Raw genomic sequence first — 24,378 nt, 5'->3', positions numbered from 1 at the left:
CGTAGGATAGGATGCGCCCCGGTCGGCGGCCGATCCGGCCGGGGCTGGCGTCGAACCTTTTCCACGGATCCGCTCGCGCCGGGCTTCCGCCAGGCGGCGGCCCTCTCCTTAGGTTGATCGTTCCATCTAATTGGGGTTAGATGGCACTGTCGGCCGAATCAAGCGAATTAACTGGGTTGACCGCTACATTCTTGGGAGAGCCCATGCGCAAGGTCAATCCGGAGGAACATGGAACGAAGAGAACAGAGATACTCGAAGCCACGCGTCGATGTTTCGCCCGTAGTGGATTTCGCGGCACTTCCATCTCCGAAACCGAGCGGCGGCCGAGTTCGCCCGGCTGGAAGATGCCGCTGATCCGCTCGCTCCTTTGAAGCCCGAGCTGCAAAGGTTCGTGCAAGAGAGCCGCGGGCGGCGAACGTGCAATCGCGATCGAAATCGAAATCCTTGCCGAAGCCGCGCGCAATCCCGCGATGGAAAGAATCGTAAGGCGGCATACCGAACGGATGAAGGAACCCCTGGCCGGACGGCTTCAGCGGGCGCGGAAAGACGGGTATGTCGACCCGGCGCTCGATCCGCATCAGGCCGCCAGCATGTTAATCAGCCCGTTTGATGCAGTAAAGATACTCTCGATCCGTAATGCCCAGGTCAACGCCCAGGAGACTCCGGAAATGCTCGACACGCCGTTGGTCGGGTTTCTCGTTATATTTGATTGTTAAATTGATATTACAGTGATGATTGTTATATTTCAAAATCATTTATATAATTAATTATAGTTGCAACGAGTCAAAAACCCTCGCCTTCAGGCGAATCCATTAGGTTTTGCGGCGTTCGACTATGCTGGCGCGGCTTGGAACACTACCGGACCGGACCGCATAGCCGCTTTGACCTGAAGTATCACTTCGTCTGGATCACCAAGTACCGCAAGGGCGTCTTGGTCGGCGAGGTAAGATCATGCGGGACATAAAGGGAAAGACGTCGCGGAGGCTGCTCATGGAGTTCCGGCATCTCCATAAGCAGTATTGGGGACGCCACTTGTGGGCGAGAGGGTGCTTCGTGGCGTCAAGCGGTAACGTGACGGACGAGGCGATCATGGAGTACATCCGGCGACAAGACGGGACGGAGCCGGACGGAGGACGCAGAGCGTCCGAAGACAGCATTCCCACGGGGGACCGTGGGGACGAGTGATTGATATTTTATGATCTACGATCAATGGGTAGCGGAGGACGTGGGAACGAGAAATGGGAATTCAGTGATATAACTTGTATATCATGGTCAATGGGTTGCACGTCAGGGCCGTACCGTCAGCTTGCGGATCAGGTGATTGCCGTAGTCGGCCGCAAAGACGTTGCCGCGGTCGTCCGCCGTCATGATGTCGAGGATCGAGAGTTCGGCCTGAATCGCCGGGCCGCCGTCCCCCGCGCGACCGTTCCGCCCGGTCCCTGCGACGGTCGTGATCTTCCCGTCCGTGCCGACCCGGCGGATCCGGAAATTGCCCCCGTCGGCAATTAAGAGGGACCCGTCCGGACACACGGCCACGCCGCCGGGCTCGTTCAGTTGGGCGCGGATCGCGGGGATGCCGTCGCCATTGAAGCCTCGGGCGCCGGTCCCGGCCACGGTGGTGATGGTCCCGCTCGGAGCGATCCTTCGAACCGCGTGATTCGCAAGGTCGCCGACGAACAGATGACCTTGCGGGTCGATCGCCAGGGATCCCGGCACGCTCAGCTTCGCGCGAGCCGCCGGACCGCCGTCGCCGGAATAGCCCCGGTCCGAGCCCGCGACGGTCGTAATCGTCCCGTTCGCGTCGACCTTGCGCACCCGATTGCTGCCCCCCTCGGCGATGTAGAGGGTGCCGTTGTCGTCCGAGACCGTCGCGTCGGGGTGGTCCAGCTCGGCCCTTATGGCCGGTCCCCCATCGCCAGCGAACCCTTTCCTGCCGTCGCCGGCGATCGTCGTGATGGTGCCGGACAGGGTGATCTTGCGAACCCGATGATTTCGCTGGTCGGCGACGAAGACTTGACCGTGTCGGTCGACGCTCACCCCATAGGGGCTATTGAGTTGTGCCTGCGTCGCGGGGCCGCCGTCACCGCCAAAGCCCGGTTCGCCGGTCCCCGCGAATGTGGAAATCGTCCCGTCCGGTGCCACCTTCCGCACGCGGTGGTTTCCGGAGTCCGCCACGTAGATGTTCCCGCGCAGGTCCACCGCCACGGCGCAGGGCCGGTTCAGCTTCGCCTTGGCTGCGGGACCACCGTCGCCGCCGAACCCCGACTCGCCGTTGCCTGCCACCGTCGTGATCGTGTACGACGCCCCGGTCGCTCCCCGCACGTCCGGCTCGGTCGAGCTCGGGGTCGATGGCACCGCCTCCGGTGCAGGCTCGCCGCGGGCGAACGAAGACAGGGCGGCCACGGTGGCAATCCCGATCACATTCCAGAGACGTGGAGCAGGCCGAAGCGAGAGCGACATGGGAACACCTCGGTGGGGAATTTCGACCGGGAACAGACTCGTTCCAATCCACCCACAGTGTTGCGGCCCGACGTGTCGCCGTCTTGAACGGTTGAAACCCGGCTCATCTTTTCGCCAACGCCGCCCGAGCCGGCCAGAGGCTCTTCGGCGGGAGTCCGACGGTTGCGGAAAAGGACCGCGAGAAGTGCGCCTGGTCGGCAAATCCTGAGGCATGCGCGGCCTCGGCCAGGGATGCCCCCTGCAACACCATCCGACCCGCATCCGCCAGCCTCAGCCCCCGGAGGTACTCGCTCACCGGACAGCCGAAGTGCTTGCGAAAGACCCGTGCCACGTAGACCGGGTGGAGCTCCACTTCCCGAGCGACTTCCCGCAGGCTGATTGGCTCGCGCGACTGCGCCCGCAGGAATTCCTCGGCCGTACGAACCCAGGTCGGGGGGCGTCCCGAAGCGCCGTGTCCGGGCGGGTCCGCCACCGGCGCGAGAAACTCCAGGGCCTGGGTCTCCAGATCAGATTCGGCGCGGTGATCGGTCCGGAACGCGTTGACCAGGAGCCGGAGTACCGCCGGCCGAATCCAGGCCTGGTCGAGCGATCGATGCTCGGACAACTCTCCACGATCGAGCTGATTTCGCTCGAGCCAGAGCGGCTCGTACTCGATGTTCAACCCGCGCATGCCTTGAGGGCCGTACTCCGCGGCGTGGGCATGCCCGGAGGGATGGAACACCAGGCTGAAGTGCGGCTGATCGTACCGACCGTGCGCAGTGCGGGCGTGGTCGCGGTGGCCGCCGTCCAGGAGGAGAAAGAACGTCGGGTTGGCATGTTCGTGCCAGGGCTCGATCGGACCAGGCCTGTAGGCTGACCCGGTGAGAAGGAGGCCGTTCACTCGCCGCTCCCAGGAAGAGTGGCCAAAGAACTCGCCAGGTCGAAGCCGCTTCACCGCTTGGTTACTCCCGCCGCAACACGGCCATCGTCCGGTATAAGATAAACGTTGAACTCCGTGCGAAACAGCACGACGGTTGTGGGTGACCCCCGGAACCATGATATCCAAGTCCTTGGCGTCAAGCGATCTGGCGAACCTCGCCATACCCCGCAGCGTGCCCGCTCATCGGTTGGGAGGCCTACCACGTCCCGGGTACGTCATGAGGTTCGGTTTTGGCCCTGGGTTTGCACCTCTCGTCCCAGTCCGGAGCGACGACAGCCTGAGAAAGGGGTCAGTCTTCTGAACGGGGGGAGTAACGGGCGTCGGAGAAAGGCACGATGGACCACGAAAAATCTATAGATTGCACATTATTGTTTGATAGAATGAGCTATCAATTGTATGTGGGTAATATTTGATTTTTGTAAATGCGGCTCGCGGTGTCATGAGCTTGAAGATCGATTCCTGATCACGCTGTCGAAGGCCCCTGGCCTTCCTCGTGGAGAAGCTATGAATCATTGGCGTTTTAAGATTTTGTACGATGGCCAGTGCCCGTTCTGTCGGCACGAGGCCCGATGGCTGGGACACCTCAACCGATCAGGGCACCTGGCCCTCGAGGATATCGCCGCTCCCGACTTCGATCCGGGGCGATACGGGCCGACGACGACACTCGACGGACTGATGGGCACCATCCATGGCGTCTTCCCCGATGGCCGGATAACACGCGGGATGGAGACGTTTCGTCAGGCGTACGGGGCCGTGGGACTGGGCTGGGTGCTGGCTCCGACGGGTTGGCCGGTGATTCGGCCCATCTTCGACGCGCTATATCGGCTCTTCGCTCGCTATCGCCTCCGCCTTGGCCGGGTCTTCGGAAGTCGGTGTGCGAGCGATCGTTGCTCGTTGGGCGGTGATAGCCCGATCGTGGACGAAGCCAAGAGAGAAATGGGATCCAATCCTGCGGCCAAAGGGGGGCAAGAATAGAGCGCTTCGCGGCTGACTTTCACACGAGTTTGGCGAGTTGGGAACGCGCCGTTCCCTTCGCATCCTGGGGGGGCAAGAGTGCCCCACCAACCCTGCGAACTCCGCAAATCGCCGGTAGGCGGGGCACTCCTGCCCCGCATTCGTGGGCGAGACATTTGGGAACCGCTCTAGCTTCATGGCACGAACGAGGCCATATCGGGTGGGTTTGCGCGGTCGGTGGAGCGGTTACCCCGCGGTCATCCATCGCTGGCATGGCCCGCGTGATTTAGGCGTTCCGGTTCGTGAGCGGGGCCGATCACGTCGTCTCGAGGGCTCGATTGATCTCACGCCAGAGGTCGTCGGGGTCTTCGAGGCCGATCGAGAGGCGGACGAGGCCGGGGGTGATGCCTTGGGCGGACCATTGCTCGGGGGATTGGCCGCGGTGGCTGGTGGTGGCGGGGTGGCTGAGGGTCGTCGCGACGTCGCCGAGGCTAGGGGCGAAGGGGAGGTGACGCGAGGCGCGGATGAAGGCGTCGGCTTGCTCACGGCCGCCGAGGTCGATGGTCGCGATCGTGCCGAATCCCCCCTTGAGGAGGCGGTAGGCACGCGCGTGGTCGGGGTGAGAGGGCAGGCCGGGATAGTGGACGGCCTCGACGCGGACGTGGGCGGCGAGGCGCTCGGCCATCGCGAGTGCGTTGGCACACGCTCGGGATGAGCGCAAGGCGAGGGTCGTCAGGCCCCGGAGCGCCAGCCAACTTTCGAACGGGTTGCCCGAGAGGCCGAACGTCGAGGCGACCGAAGCCGCTCGTGCGATGAGGTCGCGTGACCCGGCGAGCAGGCCGAGCGTCAGGTCGCTGTGGCCGCCGATGAGCTTGGTCGCCGAGTGCGTGACGAACGAGGCCCCCAACTCAAGCGGCCGGCACAGGAGCGGGGCGAACGTGTGGTCGATGACCAGGGGAGCACCGACACTCTGGGCCACTTCGGCGAGGCCCTCGATGTCGGCGAGGCGCACCAATGGATTCGAGAGGGTCTCGGCGAAGACCAGGCGCGTGGCCGGCGTGAGGGCCTGGCGGAGCGACTCGGGGCGGGTGGGGTCGAAGACGCGGTGCCCGACCCCGAATCGCGAGAGTTCTCGGCGGACGAGCGCCGCCGACCGGCCATACAGACCCTCCGCGATCGCGATCTCATCCCCCTGGCCGAGCATCGCGAGGAAGACGGCCGCCTCCGCCGCCATCCCCGAGGCGCAGACCAGGCCTGCCTCCGCCCCCTCGATCGCGGCGACCTTCGCGGCCAGGTGGGCGGCGTTCGGGTGGCCGTCGCGCGCGTAGATGAAGCCGGCCTCCCGCCCTTCGTACAGGGCGTCGACCTGGTCGAGCCCCTCGATGCGGTAGACCGCGCTCAGTTGCAGCGCCGGTACCAGCGGGCTCGTGCTCGACGAAGGCCCGTCGGCCGCCGCCCTCGCACACGTCGTCGAGGGATCATCGTCGGGTGGAGTTGTGGGCATGCGTTCAGGCCAGGTGAGGTCGCTCGGCTTTGGGGAAGCCGCCGGGCTCGGGAGTCGCTCAAACCGCGTGGCTCGTCTTTCGGTGGAACCGAGCGGCGACCCCGAGGAGCGAGATCATCTCGCCGAGGTTCTTGAGCGATCCTCGGAGGTTCTCGGCGGCTCGAGCTTCTCCTTCGAGGCGGCGGAACAGGGCGAACTGATTCCAGTCGAGGGACCAGGCCTGCTCGATGGCGACGACCTGGATCTGCCGGACCAACTCCGAGTAGCGGTCGAGCAGCTCGGGGGTGATCGGGCACTCGGCCGTGCGGTAGGGATGGTCCTCGACGACCGCGGTCGGGGCCTTGCGGCCTCGGCTGAAGACCTTCGCGAGGCTGGACCGCCAGCCGCCCGACGCCTTGCCGTTGGACGAGTCTTTGTGGGCAGGTTCGGTCGGGATGTCCTCGTCGGTGTCCGGCTCGACCCAACGGCCGATCCGCAGGACGACGACGGTAATGTTGTCGTGTCCGCCCCGCAAGTTGGCCAGGTTCAACAGGTAGCGGCAGGCATCCTTGGGATGGAATTGCCCTGCGAACACCCCGAGTTCGGGATCGGTGATGGGGCCGGAGAGGCCGTCGGAGCAGAGCAGGTAGACGTCGTTGGGTTGGACGGCCAGGGGGCCTTCCAGGTCGACCTCGACGTTCGGGTCGGGGCCGAGGCTTCGGGTGATCACGTTCTTGGGCACGGCGATGTTCGCGTGCTCGGCGGTGAGATGATTGCGCCGGACTAATTCCCAGACCAGGCTGTGATCGAACGAGAGTTGGTCGATCCGCGAGTCGCGGATCCGATAGACCCGCGAATCCCCCACGTGGGCGATCAAGGCCCCTTCGGGCAGGAGGAGGAGGGTCGAGCAGGTCGTCCCCATCCCCTGGAAGTCGCGATTCGCGGTCGCCCGGCTATGAATGAGCGTGCCGACCTCGCGATAGGCCTTGGCGATCGCCTCGGAGGCCGTGCTCGTTTTGGTCTTGGTGTAATTATGCGGGATATTGTCGCAAGCCAACTTGCTCGCGAGCTCGCCGACGGCGTGCGCCCCCATGCCGTCGGCCACCATGTAGAGATGGCCGCGCTGCTTCCAGGTCTCGGCCGTCGAGGCTCGGACGACCGAATGGCTATCCTGGTTATTGGAACGGCGCAGCCCGGTATCGGTTGCGGCGGCGTCCGTGATGATGTCGTTCCAGTTCACGACCCGACCTTATGTCTAGATCCGCCCAAGGCCGCCGTCATCCGGCCTGACCATTCGGCCGGCCTCGTCGCGGCTCGCGGGCCGATATCGTGGATAGATCACGACCCTTCGTTATTCGGACCCGACCTTCCCCGTCCGCCAAATCGGCCGACTTGTCGTTGGAATCCGGCTCCTCCGAGCGCCACGTCGAGTCCTTTCAATCACAAGGCATTGTAACGCTCGTACGAGGGTCGGAAAGACAAAAAACTCGACCGGACCCGTACGATTCTTGACGGTAGGATCCCTCGAGGCCCGTTGAGCGACGTCCCCGACCTCACTCATTGGCCTGCATAGGCATGAAACCTTACTTGCGGTATCGTGAGTTTGTGACCGAAAAATCGTCCTAAGACCCCGAGAATCTTCGTCGCCCCATGACATCGCCCCTCCGCCTGCCGGAAATTGCGTTCACTAAAACCACGCTCGGCAACGGGCTTGACGTCATCACTCGGCGGCAGGGCCCCCTCCCCTCGGTCGCCGTGAACCTCTGGTATCACGTCGGTTCCAAGAACGAAGAGAGGCGCCAGCGGGGGTTCGCGCACCTGTTCGAGCATCTCATGTTCGAGGGCTCGGAGCACTATCCCGGCGACTTCTTCAAGCCCCTCCAGCGGCTCGGGGCGAGCATCAACGGTTCGACCTCGACCGACCGCACGAATTACTTCGTCGACCTCCCGGCCGCCCACCTCGAGCGTGCCCTGGCGATGGAGTCGGACCGGATGGGCTGCCTCCTCCCGGCCCTGAGCGACGAGAAGCTCCGGGTCCAGAAGGACGTCGTCAAGAATGAGTATCGGCAAAATTACGCCAATCGCCCATATGGAATGGTCTGGCGCGTCCTCGCCGAGGCGATGTATCCCCCCGACCACCCCTATAGCTGGCTCACGATCGGGGTGATGGAGGAGGTCGAGGCGGCGACCCGCGAGGACGTCGAGGCCTTCTTCCTCCGCTACTACGTCCCGAGTAACGCCAGCCTCTGTCTCGTCGGCGACCTGGACGAGGACCGGGCCCTCGCCCTGGCCGAGCGCTACTTCGGGCCCCTCGCCGGGGGCGTCAAGGCGCCCAGGACCTGGGCCCCCCCGGTCCCTCCCGGCCTGGGGCAGGAGATCACCCTGTACGACCGGGTCGAGCTCGACCGCTATTACGAGCTCTGGCCGACGGTCCCCCACTTCCACCAGGACGACGCCCCGCTGGTGCTCCTCGCCGACATCCTGGCGCGGGGGCGTTCGAGCCGGCTCTATCGCGCCCTGGTCGTCGAGGCCGAGCTGACCCAGGACGTGACGGCGTACCACTCCGGCCGCGAACTGGCCGGGAGCTTCGGCATCATTGCCACCCTCCGGCCCGGGCGTTCCTGGGAACACGCACGCGAAATCGTCCTCGACACGCTCGGCGACATCGCCGAGGGAGGGCTGGAGGCCGGCGAGCTCGAGCGGGTCAAGAATAGCCGGATGGCCGGCTTCATCTACGCGCTCGACAACATCGGGGGCTTCGGCGGCGTGGCCGACCGGCTCAATGCCTACAACATCTATCGGGGCGACCCGGCCAGCTTCGCCACCGACCTCGAACGGTTCCAGTCCGTGACTCCCGAGGCGATCCGGGAGGTGGCACGCCGGTATGTCGTCGGCCGGCCTTCGGTCCGGCTCACCGTCCTGGGTAGGAAGGCACCGGCCGTGGCCGCCCCTCCCCTGGACCGCTCGATCGTTCCCGAGAGCGCGGCGGCGGTCCCGTTCCGGGCCCCCTCCCCCGAGGTGGTGACCCTGCGCTGCGGCGTGCCCCTGTGGGTGATCCCCCGCCGAGACCTGCCGATCGTCGCCGGGACGTTCGCCCTTGGCGGAGGCGCCGGGGTCCAGTCGCCCGAGTCGGCCGGGCTGGCCCAACTCGTGGCCTCCATGATGGACGAGGGGACGACCTCGCACTCCTCGCTCGAGCTCGCCCGAGCCGCCGAGGCGATGGGGACGAGCCTCTCGGCCAGTTGCGGCTGGGACGGTTCCTACGTCGGCCTCCTCTCCCTCACGCCCCACTGGCACGCCAGCCTCGACCTGGCGGTCGACATCCTGCGCCACCCGACCTTCCCCGAGTCGGAGTGGCCTCGGATCCACGGCCAGACCCTGGCCGGCCTGAGGTCCGAACGCGACAGCGCCGAGGCCCGCGCCCATCGCGGCCTGCTCAGCGCCCTCTACGGCCCCGAGCACCCCTATCGCCTCCCGATCGACGGCGAGGACAGCCTCGTCGCCCGCCACTCCCGCGAGGACCTTCGACGGTTCCACGACCGCTTCCACGGTCCCGTCGGCGCGGCCTGCATCGTCGCGGGGGACGTCGAGATCGACGAGGTCGCCAAGGCGCTCGACGAACGCCTCGCCGGCTGGGCAGGGGTCGACGCCGCACGGCCCGAGCTCCCCGTCCCGACCCGAGGCGATCGCCCCCGGATCCTCCTCCTCGACCGGCCCGGCGCCCCTCAGGCCGTCGTCCGCGTCGGCCACGTCGGGATCCGCCGACTCGACCCCGACTTCACCGACGTCCTGGTCGTGAACCAGATCCTCGGCGGGCAATTCACCTCGCGCCTCAACTCCAAACTCCGCGAGGAGAAGGGGTTCACCTACGGGATTCGGAGCCACTTCGACTGCCGTCGAGGGGCAGGACCGTTCTCCATCGGCGCGAGCCTCCAGAGCGATCGGCTCGCGGAGGCCCTCGAGGACCTCCGCGACGAGGTGGAGGCCCTCGTCGGCGACCGACCGCCGACCGCGACCGAGCTCGACGACGCCCGACGTGCCTTGATCGAAGCCCAGGCCCGGCAGTTCGAGACCCCGTCGGCCCTGGTGGCCCGCTACGCCGGCCTGTTCGTCCACGGCCTCCCCGTCGACCACCACGCCCACTTCGCCGAGCGGCTCGAGGCCGTCAGCGTCGCCTCGCTCGCCTCCGTCGCCGCCCGGCAGATCCGGCCGAATTCCCTGGTCGCCGTGGTCGTCGCCGACGCCTCGAGCGTCCTCGCCCCACTCCAGGCCCTCGGCTGGGCCGAGGTCGAGCTCATCGACGACTGAACCCTCGACGCGATCCTCAACCCTTCTGCCTTAACTCGCGCGAGGGCCGTCGACGCGACGGCCCTCGCACACAGAAAAGCCTGAGGCCGTCGGCCTGTCACGACCCCATGATCTTGTCTCGCGTCTTGTCGTAAAAGACCCAGTCGGGTGTCGGGGCCGAGGGGGAACCATAAATCAGATCGACGGCAAGGTCATCGAGCACGGTCGTCCCGGCGACGAGGAAGTTGTTGCCATTGAGCCGGGTGCCGGTCCCGGTCCCGGAGAGGTTGGCGACCCTCGCGGCTCGCGATCGGGTCGAGGTCCACTCGGCGTCGATGGCGGCGAGCGCGGCGTCGTTGGCGTCGAAGGTCGTGGTGCCGGCGATGATGAGGTTGTTGGTGCTCTGGCCGTAGACGCGGTCGGCGCCGTCGCCGGCGATGATGAGGTCGACTCCGGAGCGTCGGTTGATGATATCGTCACCTGCGCCGGCGATGATGACATTGTTGCCGCCGCCGCCCGCAAGGTCGTCGTTTCCGTCGCCGCCGTAGAGCCATGCGGGTGACGTGACGCTGGCATCGACGTGGATGTAGTCGTTTCCGGCCTGTCCGTAGACGATGACGCGGGCGAAGGGCGCCCCGTTTGGCGTCGTGAACGTCGGCGGCACGACACCGTCGATGGAGGCCTTGAGTGAATTGGAGTTCGTGAGCCGGCTGAGGGTGATGGTGTCTGCGGCGGTGGTGCCGCCGATGACGAGGTCGGAGGCGCCTGATGTATAAGGATCGGGCTGGATGGCCCAGGAGGTGATGGCCACGTTATTGATGGCAGCGGGCCCTGTGGCCCCGTCCTTGTCGGTGGCGGAGACCTTCACGCTGTAGTTTCCCGCGGCGAGGAACGTGTGCGTGAGGGACTTGGACTGCGAAGGGAGCACGACCTGTGTGGGGGAACCGTCGCCCCAGTTCACGGAGAAGGTCAATCCGGCGACGAGGTCGGCCGAGGAAGGGTCGGTGCCGGTGAGGTTGAAAGATCGGGCCTGCCCCCGGACGCCGGTCGAGGAGCCGGAGATGGAGGCGGTGGGGGCCACGTTGGAGACGGTGAAGGTCTGGGTGACGGACCTCGATGCGGTATTCCCGGTCGTCGCCGCGGTGGCGGTGGCGGTGACCATGAGTCGGAAAGTGGAGTTGTCTGGAGGTATGCAATAGAGGCCATTGAGTTGGGCAGGGGTGAGAGCCCAGAGCCCATTCCCCTTGTAGGACCCGGCGGAGAGGAAGGTCCCCGAGGGGATCCCGATGAGGGAGATGGCGAGCGACTCGGAGCCGGTCGAGTTGGAGGTGGCGGCGGAAATCTTCAGAGGAAGATGTCCCCCCTCGGTGCCGGAGGCGGGGGCGAGAGTGAGCGCGGGTGCGTGGGCGACCTGATTGATGTTGATCTGACAGTACTGGTAAGTGCTGGTGTCAATCCCGTAATTGGCGGTCCCGCCGGAGTCCCTGACGGCGAGCTGGAAAACGGCCGTCCCGAAGGCATTGGGCGCGGGGGTGAATGTGAGCGTGCCGCTCGGCGAGACGGCGGGGGCGACCGAGAAGAGCGTCGGGTTGGAGAGGTTTGAGAGGAGATAGGTGGCGGTCTGCCCGGCATCGCCGGGCCCGGACCCTGGGTTGAAAGTGGCCCAGTTGGTAAAGGTCTGGGGACCACTCTCCTCGTTGGCAATGGCGGGGCTGGCTGCGGTGAAGCTGGGGCGATAGTTGACGAAGTAGACGTCGATGGATGCGGTGGCGATGCGAGAGTTCAACTGGCCGTCGGTCGCACGATACGTGAAAGTGTCGGTCCCGACGAACGTGGTGACCGGCGTGTAGACGAACGTGCCATCGGCATTCAGTGTCAGTGATCCGTGACTCGGCCCCGAGACGAGGAAGGCTGTGATTATTCCACCGTTGGGATCGTAGTCATTGTTGAGCACGCCGGAGTCGCCGGCCTTCAGCGTGCGGCCTTGTTGGATGCTGAACGCGTCATCGAAGACGGTCGGTGGGTCGTCGGCCCCCGAGATGGTCAGCGTGACCGTGGCGAAATTCGAGTAAGCCTTCCCGTCGAAGGCGCGGTAGGTGAACGTGTCAGTGCCGATGTAGGCACCAATGGGTGTGTAAGTGAAAGAGCCGTCGGGATTGAGCGTGAGGTTGCCCCGCGACTGTCCTCGCCCGATGACAACGGAGAGCGTGTCCTTGTCGATGTCGGTATCGTTGGCGAGCACTCCAGTAGCGGCCGGGATGGTCAGCGCGACACCTTTGGCTACCGCATATCGGTCGTCGACCGCCGTCGGAGGTTGATTGACGTGATTCACGGTGATGGTCGCCGTGGCGGCCGTCGAGTTGAGCGTGCCGTCGTTCGCACTATAAGTGAAGGAGTCGGCCCCCCAGAAATTCGCCTTGGGCGTATAGGTGAAGGAGCCGTCCGCGTTCAGGACGACGGTCCCGTTCGCGGGGCCGGCGACGAGCGTGGCCGTGATCTTGTCGCCGTTCGGGTCGCTGTCATTGGCCAGGACACCAGGCGCCGACACGGTCAGGCTGGAGTTCTCATTGGCCGTGTAGGCATCTTTGACGGCGACCGGTTTGTCGTCGGCCCCGGAGACCTTGAGAGTGACCGTGGCGGTGTTGGAAACGCTGGTGCCGTCGCTGGCGTCGTAAAGGAACGTGTCGGTGCCGATGAAGCCCGAGTTGGGGGTGTAGGTGAACGACCCGTTCGCGTTGAGCGTCAAGGAGCCGTGGACCGGCCTGCTGACGAGGGCCGCCGAGAGCGAGCCACCGCCCACGATGGTGTCGTTGGCGAGCACGCCGGGCATGGAGACCGCTAGTGCAATGTTCTTCGAGACGGCATAGGTGTCATTGGCTGCCGTCAAGACCGAGGTGGGTTGGGTCAGCTTCGAGATGAAGACGTCGGGGTTTTGGGGATCCGACGACGTGGCGAGGTTATACGTCGCCGTCGGACTTGGATCGAAGTCTTCCGCCGGCCCGTCCACCCTGCCAACGGTGAAGACGTTCCCCAAATGGTCCGTGGCGATTCCAAATCCTGTTTCATCTCCTACCCCGCCGAGGCTCCGGGCCCAGCTCAACGCCCCGGTCGACGTCTCGTAACGGTTCACAAAGACGTCGGCTCCCCCCGCGCTCGTCAAGGTGGTGATGCCGGTCCCGGGGTTGAAGTCGACCGAGCCTCCGTAGTCGCCGGTCACATAGACTCCCGAGCCGTTGACGGAAACACCATTCGCGCCGTCATACGATGTCGAGCCATAGCGGTTGGCCCAGACCAACCGGCCGTTGGTGTCGAGCTTCTCGAAGTAAGCGTCGTATTCCCCGGCGCTAACCAGGGTCGTCGTCCCGGCACCAGGGTCGAAATCTCCCGAGCCCTGAAACGAGCCGACCGTGTAGACGGCCCCCGAGCTGTCGGTAGCAATACCCGTCGCTTCGGTGTTCCCCGTCCCGCCAACACTCCCGGCCCACTGGTATTGGCCGTTGGTGTCGAGCTTCAGCAAATAGGAATTGAAGCCTGTCGTGGTGCTGAGTGAGGTGAGACTCCTGGAACTGGTAGGATCGAATTTGATCGAACCTTGGTAAATTCCTGATGAATAGACGTTTCCCGAGTTGTCGACGGCTATCGCGACCCCGGTCGAGTAGGAGGTGCTCCCGTAGGCCCGAGACCAGAGGTCGTTGCCATTGCTATCGAGCTTCTCGACGAACGTATTCGGCTGGTCGCCGACGGTGGTATGGTTGTCGGGCGGCGTCACCGCGGGATTGAGGTTGGCCGTCGTGTCGAAGGAGCCGGTCATATAGATGGCGCCCTGTCCATCGACGGCGATCGCTCGCCCCGTGCCGTCCATCGCCTTGGCCCAGATCAAGTTTCCCGCAGTATCGAGCTTGGTTACGAATGTCCCGACGTGGTCATCGACCCCGCCGAAGCCGTGGCTCGTGAAGGAGACCGCGTGGCTGGGGGACGGATCGAGGTCCACGGTTCCCCAGAAATCCCCGACGAGATAGACGTTGCCCTGAGTGTCGACGGCGATGTCGTCCACGTTGTTCATGCCGAACGCACCCGGTACCGTGCTCCTGCCGGCTCCCCCCATCTGCCCTGCCCAGACGAGTTTGCCCGTGGCGTTGTACTTCGCCACGTACATGTCGGGCGACTCGGTGAATCCGACGGAGGTCAGGTTGAAGGTGCCGGGGCCCGGATCGAAATCCTCGGTGCCGGCGAAGTCGCCCGTTACGTAGACGTTGCCCGCACCGTCGGCTGCGACGGCCGTGACCTGTTGGGAGCTGTACGGCGTGCCCAGGCTGAAAGCAAAGCCGAAATCGCCCGCAGGGGCGAGGCGAGCTTCCAGAAGTTCCAAGGTCGACGACCCGAAGCGAAGTCTCGACGCAGCCTGGCGACACCGTCGTCGCGGCGAACGACTCCCGTGAGCGATTCTCATGAGGCTTCCCTATAGGTGGTCGGTCATCCGACGGCTGAGATCGATCCTCAAGCCGGAGGGACGCTGGCGGGGGGAACCATGCGTCAGAATGCGAAGGCAAGAATGTTGAATTCGGATAAAGGTACCATGCCAGCAGGACAGAATGCACCCTCGGTTTCTGCCTCGAACCAGCCGGTTTCTCCGACGCGGAACCCGGAAAACTAGACGGAGAACTCCCGGTAGAGGGCCTCGGAGTGGTCAATAACAGGACGTTGGTTGGCTCGTGTTTTGGTGAAAATGTTTGCTGGGATTAGACTTCGGTCGGCGAAGCCTGGTCCGTGCTCGGCCGCGCTGACGTCAAGCACCGAACTTGAGAACATGAGGCACTCGATTTCTAAGAACTCTCTTAGACTTCGGGATCCACACGAGTTTTCGAACCGAAATGCGTTGGCTCTGCGGAGCTGATGCACGAGAGCCAACGCCGATTTTGAATTCATCTCGGCAAGGAGCGAGGATCGCAAAGCTTGACCCTCGCGGTCATTTATTGAGCCTTAACTTTGTCGCGAGTCGGGTCGTAGAAGAGCCAGTCAGGGGTGGGAGCCCCGGCCTGGCTGTAGAGGAGGTCCGCGGCGACGTCGTCGAGCACGGTCGAGCCCGTGACGAGGAAGTTGTTGCCGTTGAGCCGGGTGCCGGTGCCCGTGCCGGAGAGGTTGGCGATGCGGGTCGCTCGGGATCGGGACGAGGTCCACTCGGCGTCGATGGCGGCGAGCGCGGCGTCGTTGGCGTCGAAGGTCGTGGTGCCGGCGATGATGAGGTTGTTGGTGCTCTGTCCGTAGACGCGGTCGGCGCCGTCGCCGGCGATGATGAGGTCGACTCCGGTGCGCCGGTTGATGACATCATCGCCGGCGCCCGCAACGATGACGTTGTTGCCGCTGCCGCCGAGGAGGTCGTCGTTGCCGTCGCCGCCGTAGAGCCAGGCCGGGGAGGTGACGTTGGCGTTGATGTGGATGTAATCATCGCCGGATTGACCGTAGACGATGACTCGGGCAAATCTGGTGCCCGTGGGGGGCGTGAAGGAGGCCGGCACCGCGCCGTTGATGGAGGCGCTGAGGGCGTTGGAGTTGGTGAGCTGATAGAGGGTGATGTTGTCGGAAGCCGTTGTGCCGCCGATGACGAGGTCGGAAGTACCGGGGGTGAAGGGATCGGCCTGGATGGCCCAGGCGGTGATGGCGACGTTGTAGGAGGCGGTGGGGCCGACGGCGCCGTCCTTGTCGGTGGCGGTGGCCTTCACAATGTAGTTGCCGGCTGCGGTAAACGTATGGGTGATGGTGGAGGATTGCCCCCTGGGAATGACCTGGACGGGAGAGCCGTCGCCCCAGTTGACGGAGTAGGCGAACCCCGCGGTGCGGTCGGTGGAGGAAGGATCGGTCGCGGAGAAGGTGTAAGTTCGGGCCTGTCCCCGGACGCCCGAGGTGTCGCCAGTGATGGAGGAGGTAGGGGCGACGTTGGTGACGGTGCAAGTCTGGAGGACGGTGGTGGAGGCAGTGGCGCCGTCGGAGGCGGCGGTGGCCGTGGCGGTGATGGTGAGCTTGAAGGTGGTGTTGTCCGCTGCGGTGAAGGCGAGGTCGTTGAGTTGTGCCGGGGTGAGGAGCCAGAGGCCGCCGCCCTGGTAGGAGCCCGCGGAGGGCCCGACCCCTGAAGGGAAGCCTCGGATGGCGATCGAGAGGGATTCCGACCCGGTGGAGTTGGTCGTCGCGGCCGCGATACCGAGGCGGGTGCGGAGTCCTTCGGTGGAGGAGAGCGAGGGTGCGGAGAGCGAGGGGGCGTGCGCGACCTGGGCCACGTTGATCTGGAAGGTCTGGTAGCCGCTGGTGTCGTTGCCGCCGTTGGTCGTCCCGCCCGAGTCGCGGACCGCGAGTTGGAAGGTGGCGGAGCCGAAGGCGTTGGGGGCGGGGGTGAAAGAAAGGGTCCCGTCGGGTGAGACGGTGGGTGCGACGGAGAAGAGCGAAGAGTTGGAGAGGTTCGCGACCAGATAGGTGGCGGTCTGCCCGACGTCTCCGTTCCCGGGTCCCGGGTTGAAGTGGGCCCAGTTGGCGAAGGATTGCGGCCCGCTTCCCTCGTTGACGTTGGGCGGGTCGGTTGCGGTGAAGGTTGGTGCCTGGTTGACGGGGGCGACGTTCAGCGAGACGGTGGCGACGTTGGAGTCGAAGGCGCCGTCATTGGCCTTGTAGGTGAAGCTGTCGGGCCCGCTGTAGTTGGCGGACGGCGTATAGGTGAACGAGCCGTCCGAGTGGAAGTCGACGGAGCCGTGGGCGGGGTTGCTGGCCAGGGTCGCCTGCAACGGGTCGTTGTCGGGATCGGTGTCGTTGGAGAGGACGCCGAAGGGGAGCCCTCCGGTGGCGTTGTACTGGACGTGGCCGGTGAGGGCCGGGGTTTGGCCCTCGCTGTGCTGCTCGAAGGTGGCGTCGAAGCTGACGATGTTTCCGTTGGCGTCGTAGTCGGCCTGGAGGACGGTGAACTGGCCGGTGAGGGTGTTGCTCCCTCGGCCGTCGCCGGAGACGTCGAGGCCCGGCTGAGCGCCCTGCTGGAACGGCCAGCGGACGGCGTTGTTATAGACGCCCGGCACGAGGGGACCCTGGTTCGGGGCGACGAAGGCGAAGGACCACCACTCGTTGGCGGGGCCCGAGACGATGATCCTGACCGTGCTGGTATAAGCACCGCCGCTCATGACGTAGCCGCCGAAGGTGCTCGCGCCCGGGCTGAAAGTGTAGCTCTTCCCCGCGCCGATGTAGTCGCCCGGTTGACTGCTCATGGTCACGAGCGACACCCCCGTGACCGCCGAGAGCGAGCCGTTTTCGGCGACCGTATAAGTGTCGTTCGTGGCCACCGGAGGCTGGTTGACGTGCGTGACCGTGATCGTGTCCGTGACGTAGATGCTGGACGACTGGCCGTCGGTGACGTAGTAGTTGAACGAGTCGGTGCCGTAGAAGTTATGGTTCGGGACGTAGGTGAACGAGCCGTCGAGGTTGACCGTGAGCGTGCCGTTCGGGGTGGTGGAGATCACGTAGGGGGTGAGCGTAAGGCCGCTCGAGGCGGAGTCGTTGGCGAGGATCCCGGGGGCGGATACGGTCAGCGTGGTGTTCTCGGCGGTCGAGTAGCTGTCGGCCGTGGCGGTCGGCGGGCTGAAGACCTGGTTGACGGTCAGCGAGACGGTCGCCACGTTCGAGTACAACGACCCGTCGTTCGCGCGGTACGTGAAGCTGTCGCTGCCGTAATAGTTTGCCGAGGGCGTGTAGACGAAGGCACCGCCGCTGCCCAGGCTGAGCGTCCCGTGGGCGGGCTGAGTGTAGACGTACGCAGAGATCGGCTGGCCGTTGGGATCGGCGTCGTTTCCCAGCACGCCGGGCAGGCCGACCGATAGGGTCGCGTTCTCGTTGATCGAATAGGCGTCGTTCCCCGCCGTCGGCGCGTCGTTCGTGCCGGTGACGTTGAGGTTGACGATCGCGTAGGACGACGAGTTCGCCCCGTCGGTCGCGCGGTAGGAGAAGGTGTCGAGCCCGAGGTAGTTGGAATTCGGGGTGTAGGTGAATGAGCCGTTCGCGTTCAGCGTGTAGGAACCGTGCGGTGTCGCCCCGCTCGCGGGGACGGCGGTGAACGGATCGCCGTCGGGATCGCCGTCGTTGGCCAGCACACCCGGGGCGCCGACGGTCAGGGTCGTGTTCTTGGACACGTTGTAGCTGTCGGCCGCGACCACCGGTGGCTGGTTGACGTGGTTGACCGTCAGCGACACCGTCGCGATGCTCGAGGATAGCCCGTTCGCGACGATGTGGTAGCGGAAGCTGTCGGCCCCGTAGTAGTAGGCCGTCGGCGTGTAGGTGAAGGCGCCGGTCTGGGTGTTGGGGGAGAGGCTCCCGTTGACGGGGTTGCTGTCGATCACGATCGAGAGGGGCGCACCGGTCGGATTCGTGTCGTTGGCGAGGACTCCGGGCGCGCCCTGTGAAAGCGACGAGCCTTCGTTGACCGAATAGGCGTCATTCGCCGCCGTCGGCGGCAGGCCGACGTCGACACTCCCGAAGTTGATCCCTGAGACATCCGTGGGGGCGGCGGTGGTGACCGACACGTTCCGGAACTCGTGGTAGTCGGACGTGCCCGTCGACCTCCAGGTCAGCGAGACGATGTTCGTGAACCCCGAGAACGTCCCCGTCTGGAAACCGAGCTGGTTGCTCAGCGTGAACGATTGCTGTATCTGCGTCCCGTCGGCCCGCGTCCCGGTGAACGAGACCGTCGGATAATAAATGCTGTTCCAGAACGTCGACAGGTCGATCGAGTTCGCCGAGAACGAGGCCCCGTTGTCCTGGGTGAGTGAGATCGTCGACGGGGACCACTCCGCACTCAACGCGGGGGCGCCGGCGTATCGTACCGAGTTCGAACTCCCGTAGATGGTGAACTGCATCGGCTGCTGCGCCGACGTGTTGAACGTGAACCCGTTCTCGTGGTAGGCCGGGATCGTGGTGTCGCTGGTGCTCGCGAGATTGTTGAAAGTAAAGAGGTAAGGGGCCACGCCCGAGAGCGATACCGTTTTCTCGGCGGTGGCCGGCGTCGGCGAGGTCTGCTGCCAGCCGTTCGGGACGACCTGGGCCACGTAATAGGTGCCGGCTGCCAGATTGGCGAAGGAGTAGGACCCGTCGCTCGCCGTCGTGGTCGAGACCTCTCCGTTGTCGAGGACGTGGTCCTGGTTCTGGTCGAGGAAGACCGTCCGCCCGGAGATCGCCGGCTCGCTCGCCCCCTTGACCCCGTCGCTATTGAAGTCGTTCCAGAGGGATCCCTGAATCGAGCCTGTGGGCGTGAGCCGGGCCTCCAGACTTTCCGGCCGCGGCCGCATCCGAGCCGACCTGCGGGCCGGGCTGAGTCGTCCTGGACGCCGGGTGGAGCCACCAATCGGGTGCGTCATCTCGGTCTCTCCTCGCAAGAGCGATGGTGCCGGGCGAATTCACTCGAGGCTCGAGGGGGAATCGTCGTCGTGCCGCCTGGCTTGCAAGGTCGCATCGAGCCCGACGAGCCCAGACGTCGAACGGTGGCCTCGGCAAATATCGCCGAGGTCGAAGGTTCGAGACGGGGATCGAACGGGATACCCCCAGGTCCTAGCTTCTAAGAGGATGGGGGTGGGATGACGGGCCTTGTACGTCCTTGTTGTTATCTCGACGGCCAAAAGAATTTTGTCGACTTACTGATATGCCTGCCGCTGCACGACTGTTCTTTTGTAACGTGGGCTCAACCTTGATACAAGTGAGTTTTCGATGAGGGTTCGGCCCCCGATGATGGCAACCAGCACGGGCGACGCAAACCCTGGCTGTGACCAGGGTTGTTGCATCCTTTGCCATTCTTCGTCGACTTGCCCTCGCGTGTTCCCTGTTATCAGCCGTATCGACCGAGTACCCCGATGCCGACGCGTGACGTCATGTACGCATCCCCGGATCGAGTACACCGCGGGGCCACGGTGCCCATCGAGCCGGGACTTCGAGTGAGGATCCACCTTTAGGGATTGAGAGCGTCGAGGATCTTGTCCCTGGTCTTCGATTGGTCGCAGAGCGTACGGAGTTCGGTCCTGGAGAGGACCTTACCGTCCTTGAGCTCGACCTCGGCGAATTCATCGACGGGGATGATGTATTCGGCCGTGGCGAGCTCGTTCGGTGGGACGGGATTCCATTCGCCCGAGCCGTCGGCGGGCCGGACTCGAGGGGCTCGTGCATAGCGGGCCTCGAGTGCAGTGAGCCGGACGCCGATGGTCATCCACAGTCGCACGGAGCCGGTCATCCGATTGTAGTAGATGGGGACGGCGACTCGGGTGTCGGCCGCGAGATCCGGGTCGGCCTTCAGGTTTGCGAGCCAGTCATTGGCGGCCTTCTCGCAAGCGTTGCGATCGGCGGCCTCGCCCTCCATCAGGCTGGGCTCCAGGCCAATATCCTCGGCGCTCAGGAAGTAGAGACCGTAGAAGAGCTCACGGATCGATCGCAGTTCGGTCTGGAGGTCGGGCTCGCGGGATCCGGACTCTCGGAGACCGTGGAGCGACTTCAGGGTTGGCTCCCCGAGGGCGGATTCGAGGACGTTCGCCAGGAACGCATAGGACCGCGCCGTCCTCAGGAAATAGGTTGGGTTCGGCTCGACTCGAAGCCGGGGCCGGACCTCCTTGAGGGGCATCATCGCCACCTCGGATTTCACCTCGGCGAGGTTCCGTACGTGCGTTTCTCGACGCTTGGTCAACAGGGCCTTAAAGGCCTCGAGCATCCGCTTCTTGTAGCTCTTGGTGAGCAGGAGCTTGGCCGACTCCTCCCCTTTCTCGGGCATTAGGAGGGTTTCCAACGCGTAGGCCTGGTAATCATACCAGCCGCCGTCCTTGCGAGGCTTGAGGTTGATCTCGCCGATGCGGATGGCCGTGATCAACTCGCGCATCAAGTCGACCTGGGGCAGACGGCCATTGGAGTAGAGTTCCCTGAAGCCGTTGGGGAAGAGCGAGTTGAAAAGGGTGGTTTCGCGAGACGACGAGGGGGGGAACATCGAGAAGTAGGCAGGCCGGGTCGCCGTCGAAGGAACGCCGTTGAGGAAGTCGACCGGCGTGAAGCCGACGAGGGGGTTGGTCATCTTCGCGTCGAGGGAATACGCCGCGACATAATCCTTACGGAGCGCCTCGTCTTCGCGGAGGACCCTGGCGATCTCGAGCGGGATCTCCTCGTCGCGGATCGACTGGGCGAAGAAGCGGAGGACGCGGAAGCACTCGGAGAGGCTCGGGTTCCAGGTGTAGACGCCGATCGGTTTGGAGAGGGCCGGTCTCGAGAGGAATTTCTCGGCGAGCGACCTGGCCCGAGGCGTCAACTTGGCTCCATCGCCCGCGAGGCTCAGCCCGGCGGCAAGGTAGTCGTCGGCGGGCGAGCCCTTGGTGACCTTCTCGCGGATCCTCTTGAGGGTCTGGAGCCGGCTCTTCATCGTGTCACCATGCCCGAGGTAGTACGCCTGGTCGATGGCGGCCATGAGGCCGTCGTCGAACTGCTTGGCCTTCCCGTCGATCATGTTGACCGAGGGGAGCAACTGCCCACGCATGTTTTGAGTCGCGGCCGTATAGCTGGGATGGAGGACGAGTCGGTCGGGATAGACATCCGGTTTGACGGCCGGGACGTCGAGGCGGATGACCGCCTCGCTCGCATTCAGGGACCAGCCCTCGAGCGTTCGTCGGTCGACGAGGGCCGGGTCGAAGGTGGTCTCCTTGTCCTCGATCCGATCGTCGTCGAGCGGGAACACGTCGTTCTTGGGGATCAGATAATCGGTCACTTCGATCGTGTCCGAGTCGTTCGTACAGGCAATGTCGGCGGTCACGACCAAAAGGGTCAGGAAGCCGAGCAACACCGTTCGAGAGAGGCGACTCATGGTGATGTCCCGTTCGTTGAGGCGAAGGAGCCAGATCGGAGCTTGGCCTGGAAACCGATGGGATCGATCATGATAACGTCGAAGCACTGGATCTTCATAATGGGAGTTTAAGGAAAGTAAGGTCTCTCGGCAAAGGGTGCCATTGGCAAAGATTGGGCAATTTGGCGGGCGTGGCTGTGCAAGGTGAGACCGTGCGGCATCTCAGCCCCTGTCTCGAGTAAACTCCCGAATTGAACCAAGCGTCTTGAAGCCTCGATGCGTCAGGCCGACCCTCGTGACATCGGTATTCGCCGAGGCGATGTGGACAACGTCGGTTCGGTAAGAAAAGCCTAATCTACGGGAGTCGAGGACTGCGATGCGATTTCCTCAATTCAGGTCCTGGAAAATCCAGCCTTTCGTCGCTGTCGCCATGTTCCTGGCTTTGTTGGTCGGGTTTGGATGGCAGGGATGGGCATTGCGACGTCCGACGGTCGACCCGAAGCTTCTCGTGAAAGCGGAAGCGGATCGCCCGCCGGACGCTTCGAACTCCGTGGCCTCAGGAGTGGGAACCAAACCGCCGGTGGTGGTCCACCTCGAACATCTCATCTCGTCAACCCCGAGGGAAATCCACGCGGAACAATGGACCTCTGCCCCGCAAGGGTATCGTCAAGGCGGGTATCCAAGAGGGGGTGGTCTTGCGGGGATGGGGAAATCGATGCGAGAAAATGAGAAGGAGGTCGAGAAGGCCCATGCCTTGTATCAAGACGCGCTTCAAAAACATGAATTTGATAACACAGAGATGATTTTGCTGAAGCATTCCTTGAAGCAAGGTGTCGAGAAATCGGGATCGTCGCGGCCATGACGGGATGCCTGGTCCGAAGTCCGGTTTCTGCTGCGATGAAAATCCTCTTTGTTGAGTAATGGATCGGTCTTTCGAAAGAGAACGCCAGGGTCTGAAACGCCGCGTCCGGCCGTTCACGGGTGCTTCACCACGTAACATACCGTTTTTCGACCAGGGATGCTGATCCGTGAAACGAGGAGTCGACGTATGGTTTTTGGAATATCAAGACTTGTGACTTGAGGTGTACTGCGTGATTTGGTTAAATTGGTGAATCCGTAGGGGTCGCTCTCCTCTCCGTCCAAACGTGCATGAGTGAATGAGTCGTTGATTCCCTCACGCGGGCATTCCACCCGAGCGGGGACGGCCGTGCCTTTGCTGAGTGGTCGGGTCACACACTCTGGATGCCCTTAAACCTCCAAGGAGCCATGCCTCGATGAATCGCCAACCCCAGAGGTCGGTTCGGACCCGGACTCTCTCCGTGGAGAGTCTGGAGGGTCGCAATCTCATGAGTGTCGCAACCGTCGCAGGACTGCCAGCCCCGCATAAGGTCCACGCGGCCGAGGTCGGGAGTCGACACGGTGGAATTCACGCGAGCGCCGCTCGGAAGGGTGCGGGTCAATTCATGCTGAGTATCGAGGTCGTCACCGGGACGACGGCCGTCACTCCGGCCGGGGGCTCGATCGTGGACTTCCAACTCCAGGGGACCGGCCTAAGTCGCGTCCTGGGGATGACGACTTATACCTACCACAACCCCGCCACCTTCTTCTTCCCATCGTCGGGTCCTCCGCAACTGACCATCAACGGCGGGACCTTGACGGTCAAGACGGCGTCGGGCTCCCAGTTGAACTTCTCTCCATACGGGGTCGGCACGCTCGCCAGCGACGGTGCCTCCTTCTCGGGCCAAATCGCCGGGACCCTGACGAGTGGCACCGGCAGGTTCGCGAGGGCGACCGCGTTTTCCCTCGGGCAACTCCAAGGGAACATCCAGACCGGAACATTCACGTTGACCAGTGAGATCTTCATCACGGGTGTGCGAGGCCGGTTGAAGTAGGTCGCCATACCATCGGGAAATGAGACTGCTTCCTCCTCAACAGGTGCCGAGTTTCAGGACGACCGCCCGCGCCGATCTCCACCAAGCCCTCTGCGGGCGAGCTCTTCACCACCAAGGCACGAAGGCACAACGGGGAGATGCCAGAGGGAACGATTCCTCCTCGGATAGGCTTCCGGTGTGCTTTGTGCCTTCGTGGTGAATCTCCAGCCGAAGGGAGCGGACAAAGCTTGGTGGACTTCGGCGAAGAGTCTCGAAATTGCAGCGATTCCTGGGGACTGCTCGCCCTGCTCACTTCCGGAGGGCTCCCAGGATCATCTCCTTGGTTTTCTGCTGGTCGCAGAGCGCACGGAGCTCGGCCCTGGAGAGGACCCGCCCTCCCTTGAGCTCGACCTCGGCGAATTCATCGACGGGGATGACGTATTCGGCCGAGACGAGCGCGCTCGTCTCGACCGGTTTCCAGTCGCCCGAGCCGTCGGCGGGTCGGACCCGAGGGGCTCGGGCGTAACTGGCCTCGAGCGCGGTGAGCCGGACGCCGATGGTCATCCAGAGGCGGACG

The 24,378-nt window shown here is 64.2% G+C and carries 12 protein-coding genes and 2 pseudogenes; 6 read left to right on the top strand and 8 right to left on the bottom strand.

Going from position 1 to position 24,378, the window contains the following annotated elements; genetic code table 11:
* Positions 1-419: 419 nt before the first annotated feature.
* A pseudogene (locus tag ACYOEI_RS37980) lies at positions 420-716 on the top strand (TetR family transcriptional regulator C-terminal domain-containing protein); the annotation flags it as partial.
* Between the two features lie 131 nt (positions 717-847).
* Positions 848-1,185, top strand: a pseudogene (locus tag ACYOEI_RS37975) (transposase).
* A gap of 102 nt (positions 1,186-1,287) precedes the next feature.
* On the opposite strand, the gene ACYOEI_RS37970 reads toward ACYOEI_RS37975, so the two are convergent.
* Both ACYOEI_RS37970 and ACYOEI_RS37965 read right to left on the bottom strand, forming a co-directional pair.
* Positions 1,288-2,460, bottom strand: coding sequence for an NHL repeat-containing protein (locus ACYOEI_RS37970; RefSeq protein ID WP_462855689.1), 1,173 nt, complete (start codon positions 2,458-2,460; stop codon positions 1,288-1,290).
* A 103-nt stretch (positions 2,461-2,563) separates the two neighbouring features.
* A complete protein-coding gene (locus tag ACYOEI_RS37965) occupies positions 2,564-3,340 on the bottom strand; it encodes a helix-turn-helix transcriptional regulator (RefSeq protein WP_462855688.1) in 777 nt (258 codons plus the stop codon).
* Between the two features lie 543 nt (positions 3,341-3,883).
* Between ACYOEI_RS37965 and ACYOEI_RS37960 the strand changes: the two genes are divergently transcribed.
* Positions 3,884-4,354 (top strand): thiol-disulfide oxidoreductase DCC family protein, encoded by a 471-nt coding sequence (locus ACYOEI_RS37960; RefSeq protein ID WP_462855686.1) that lies wholly within the window; start codon positions 3,884-3,886, stop codon positions 4,352-4,354.
* A gap of 295 nt (positions 4,355-4,649) precedes the next feature.
* Here the strand turns inward: ACYOEI_RS37960 and ACYOEI_RS37955 are convergent, their stop codons facing one another.
* Positions 4,650-5,837 (bottom strand): trans-sulfuration enzyme family protein, encoded by a 1,188-nt coding sequence (locus ACYOEI_RS37955; protein ID WP_462855685.1) that lies wholly within the window; start codon positions 5,835-5,837, stop codon positions 4,650-4,652.
* A gap of 58 nt (positions 5,838-5,895) precedes the next feature.
* Positions 5,896-7,056 (bottom strand): PP2C family protein-serine/threonine phosphatase, encoded by a 1,161-nt coding sequence (locus ACYOEI_RS37950; RefSeq protein WP_462855683.1) that lies wholly within the window; start codon positions 7,054-7,056, stop codon positions 5,896-5,898.
* A gap of 410 nt (positions 7,057-7,466) precedes the next feature.
* Here ACYOEI_RS37950 and ACYOEI_RS37945 point away from each other — a divergent pair, with 410 nt between their 5' ends.
* Complete coding sequence (locus ACYOEI_RS37945) at positions 7,467-10,124, top strand: M16 family metallopeptidase (protein ID WP_462855682.1); 2,658 nt, start codon at positions 7,467-7,469, stop codon at positions 10,122-10,124.
* A gap of 97 nt (positions 10,125-10,221) precedes the next feature.
* On the opposite strand, the gene ACYOEI_RS37940 is transcribed toward ACYOEI_RS37945, so the two are convergent.
* The 3 genes from ACYOEI_RS37940 to ACYOEI_RS37930 form a co-directional block, all read right to left on the bottom strand.
* On the bottom strand, positions 10,222-14,472 hold the full coding sequence (locus tag ACYOEI_RS37940) for a tandem-95 repeat protein (protein ID WP_462855680.1): 4,251 nt from the start codon (positions 14,470-14,472) through the stop codon (positions 10,222-10,224).
* Between the two features lie 601 nt (positions 14,473-15,073).
* The gene (locus tag ACYOEI_RS37935; protein WP_462855679.1) at positions 15,074-19,483 is read right to left on the bottom strand and encodes a tandem-95 repeat protein; all 4,410 of its coding nucleotides are present in this window, start codon (positions 19,481-19,483) and stop codon (positions 15,074-15,076) included.
* A gap of 584 nt (positions 19,484-20,067) precedes the next feature.
* Positions 20,068-21,951, bottom strand: coding sequence for a hypothetical protein (locus tag ACYOEI_RS37930; protein WP_462855677.1), 1,884 nt, complete (start codon positions 21,949-21,951; stop codon positions 20,068-20,070).
* 355 nt (positions 21,952-22,306) lie between these two features.
* Here ACYOEI_RS37930 and ACYOEI_RS37925 point away from each other — a divergent pair, with 355 nt between their 5' ends.
* Both ACYOEI_RS37925 and ACYOEI_RS37920 read left to right on the top strand, forming a co-directional pair.
* Entirely contained in the window at positions 22,307-22,792 is a 486-nt protein-coding gene (locus ACYOEI_RS37925; protein ID WP_462855676.1) for a hypothetical protein, read from the top strand.
* A gap of 484 nt (positions 22,793-23,276) precedes the next feature.
* Entirely contained in the window at positions 23,277-23,822 is a 546-nt protein-coding gene (locus ACYOEI_RS37920) for a hypothetical protein (protein WP_462855675.1), read from the top strand.
* 288 nt (positions 23,823-24,110) lie between these two features.
* Here the strand turns inward: ACYOEI_RS37920 and ACYOEI_RS37915 are convergent.
* Positions 24,111-24,378 (bottom strand): hypothetical protein (locus ACYOEI_RS37915; RefSeq protein WP_462855674.1); only part of this gene is annotated, 268 nt, incomplete at its 5' end.

Source organism: Singulisphaera rosea (assembly GCF_054877945.1).
Note: the sequence above shows the minus strand (reverse complement) of the source record. Positions and strands in the feature narration are given on the sequence as shown.

What these genes read in the sequence shown, in the direction of transcription:
- ACYOEI_RS37955 (WP_462855685.1), bottom strand. Translation starts at nt 5,837, where the DNA reads ATGCCCACAACTCCACCCGACGATGATCCCTCGACGACGTGTGCGAGG.
- ACYOEI_RS37935 (WP_462855679.1), bottom strand. Translation starts at nt 19,483, where the DNA reads ATGACGCACCCGATTGGTGGCTCCACCCGGCGTCCAGGACGACTCAGC.
- ACYOEI_RS37945 (WP_462855682.1), top strand. Translation starts at nt 7,467, where the DNA reads ATGACATCGCCCCTCCGCCTGCCGGAAATTGCGTTCACTAAAACCACG.
- ACYOEI_RS37960 (WP_462855686.1), top strand. Translation starts at nt 3,884, where the DNA reads ATGAATCATTGGCGTTTTAAGATTTTGTACGATGGCCAGTGCCCGTTC.
- ACYOEI_RS37925 (WP_462855676.1), top strand. Translation starts at nt 22,307, where the DNA reads ATGCGATTTCCTCAATTCAGGTCCTGGAAAATCCAGCCTTTCGTCGCT.
- ACYOEI_RS37920 (WP_462855675.1), top strand. Translation starts at nt 23,277, where the DNA reads ATGAGTGTCGCAACCGTCGCAGGACTGCCAGCCCCGCATAAGGTCCAC.
- ACYOEI_RS37970 (WP_462855689.1), bottom strand. Translation starts at nt 2,460, where the DNA reads ATGTCGCTCTCGCTTCGGCCTGCTCCACGTCTCTGGAATGTGATCGGG.
- ACYOEI_RS37930 (WP_462855677.1), bottom strand. Translation starts at nt 21,951, where the DNA reads ATGAGTCGCCTCTCTCGAACGGTGTTGCTCGGCTTCCTGACCCTTTTG.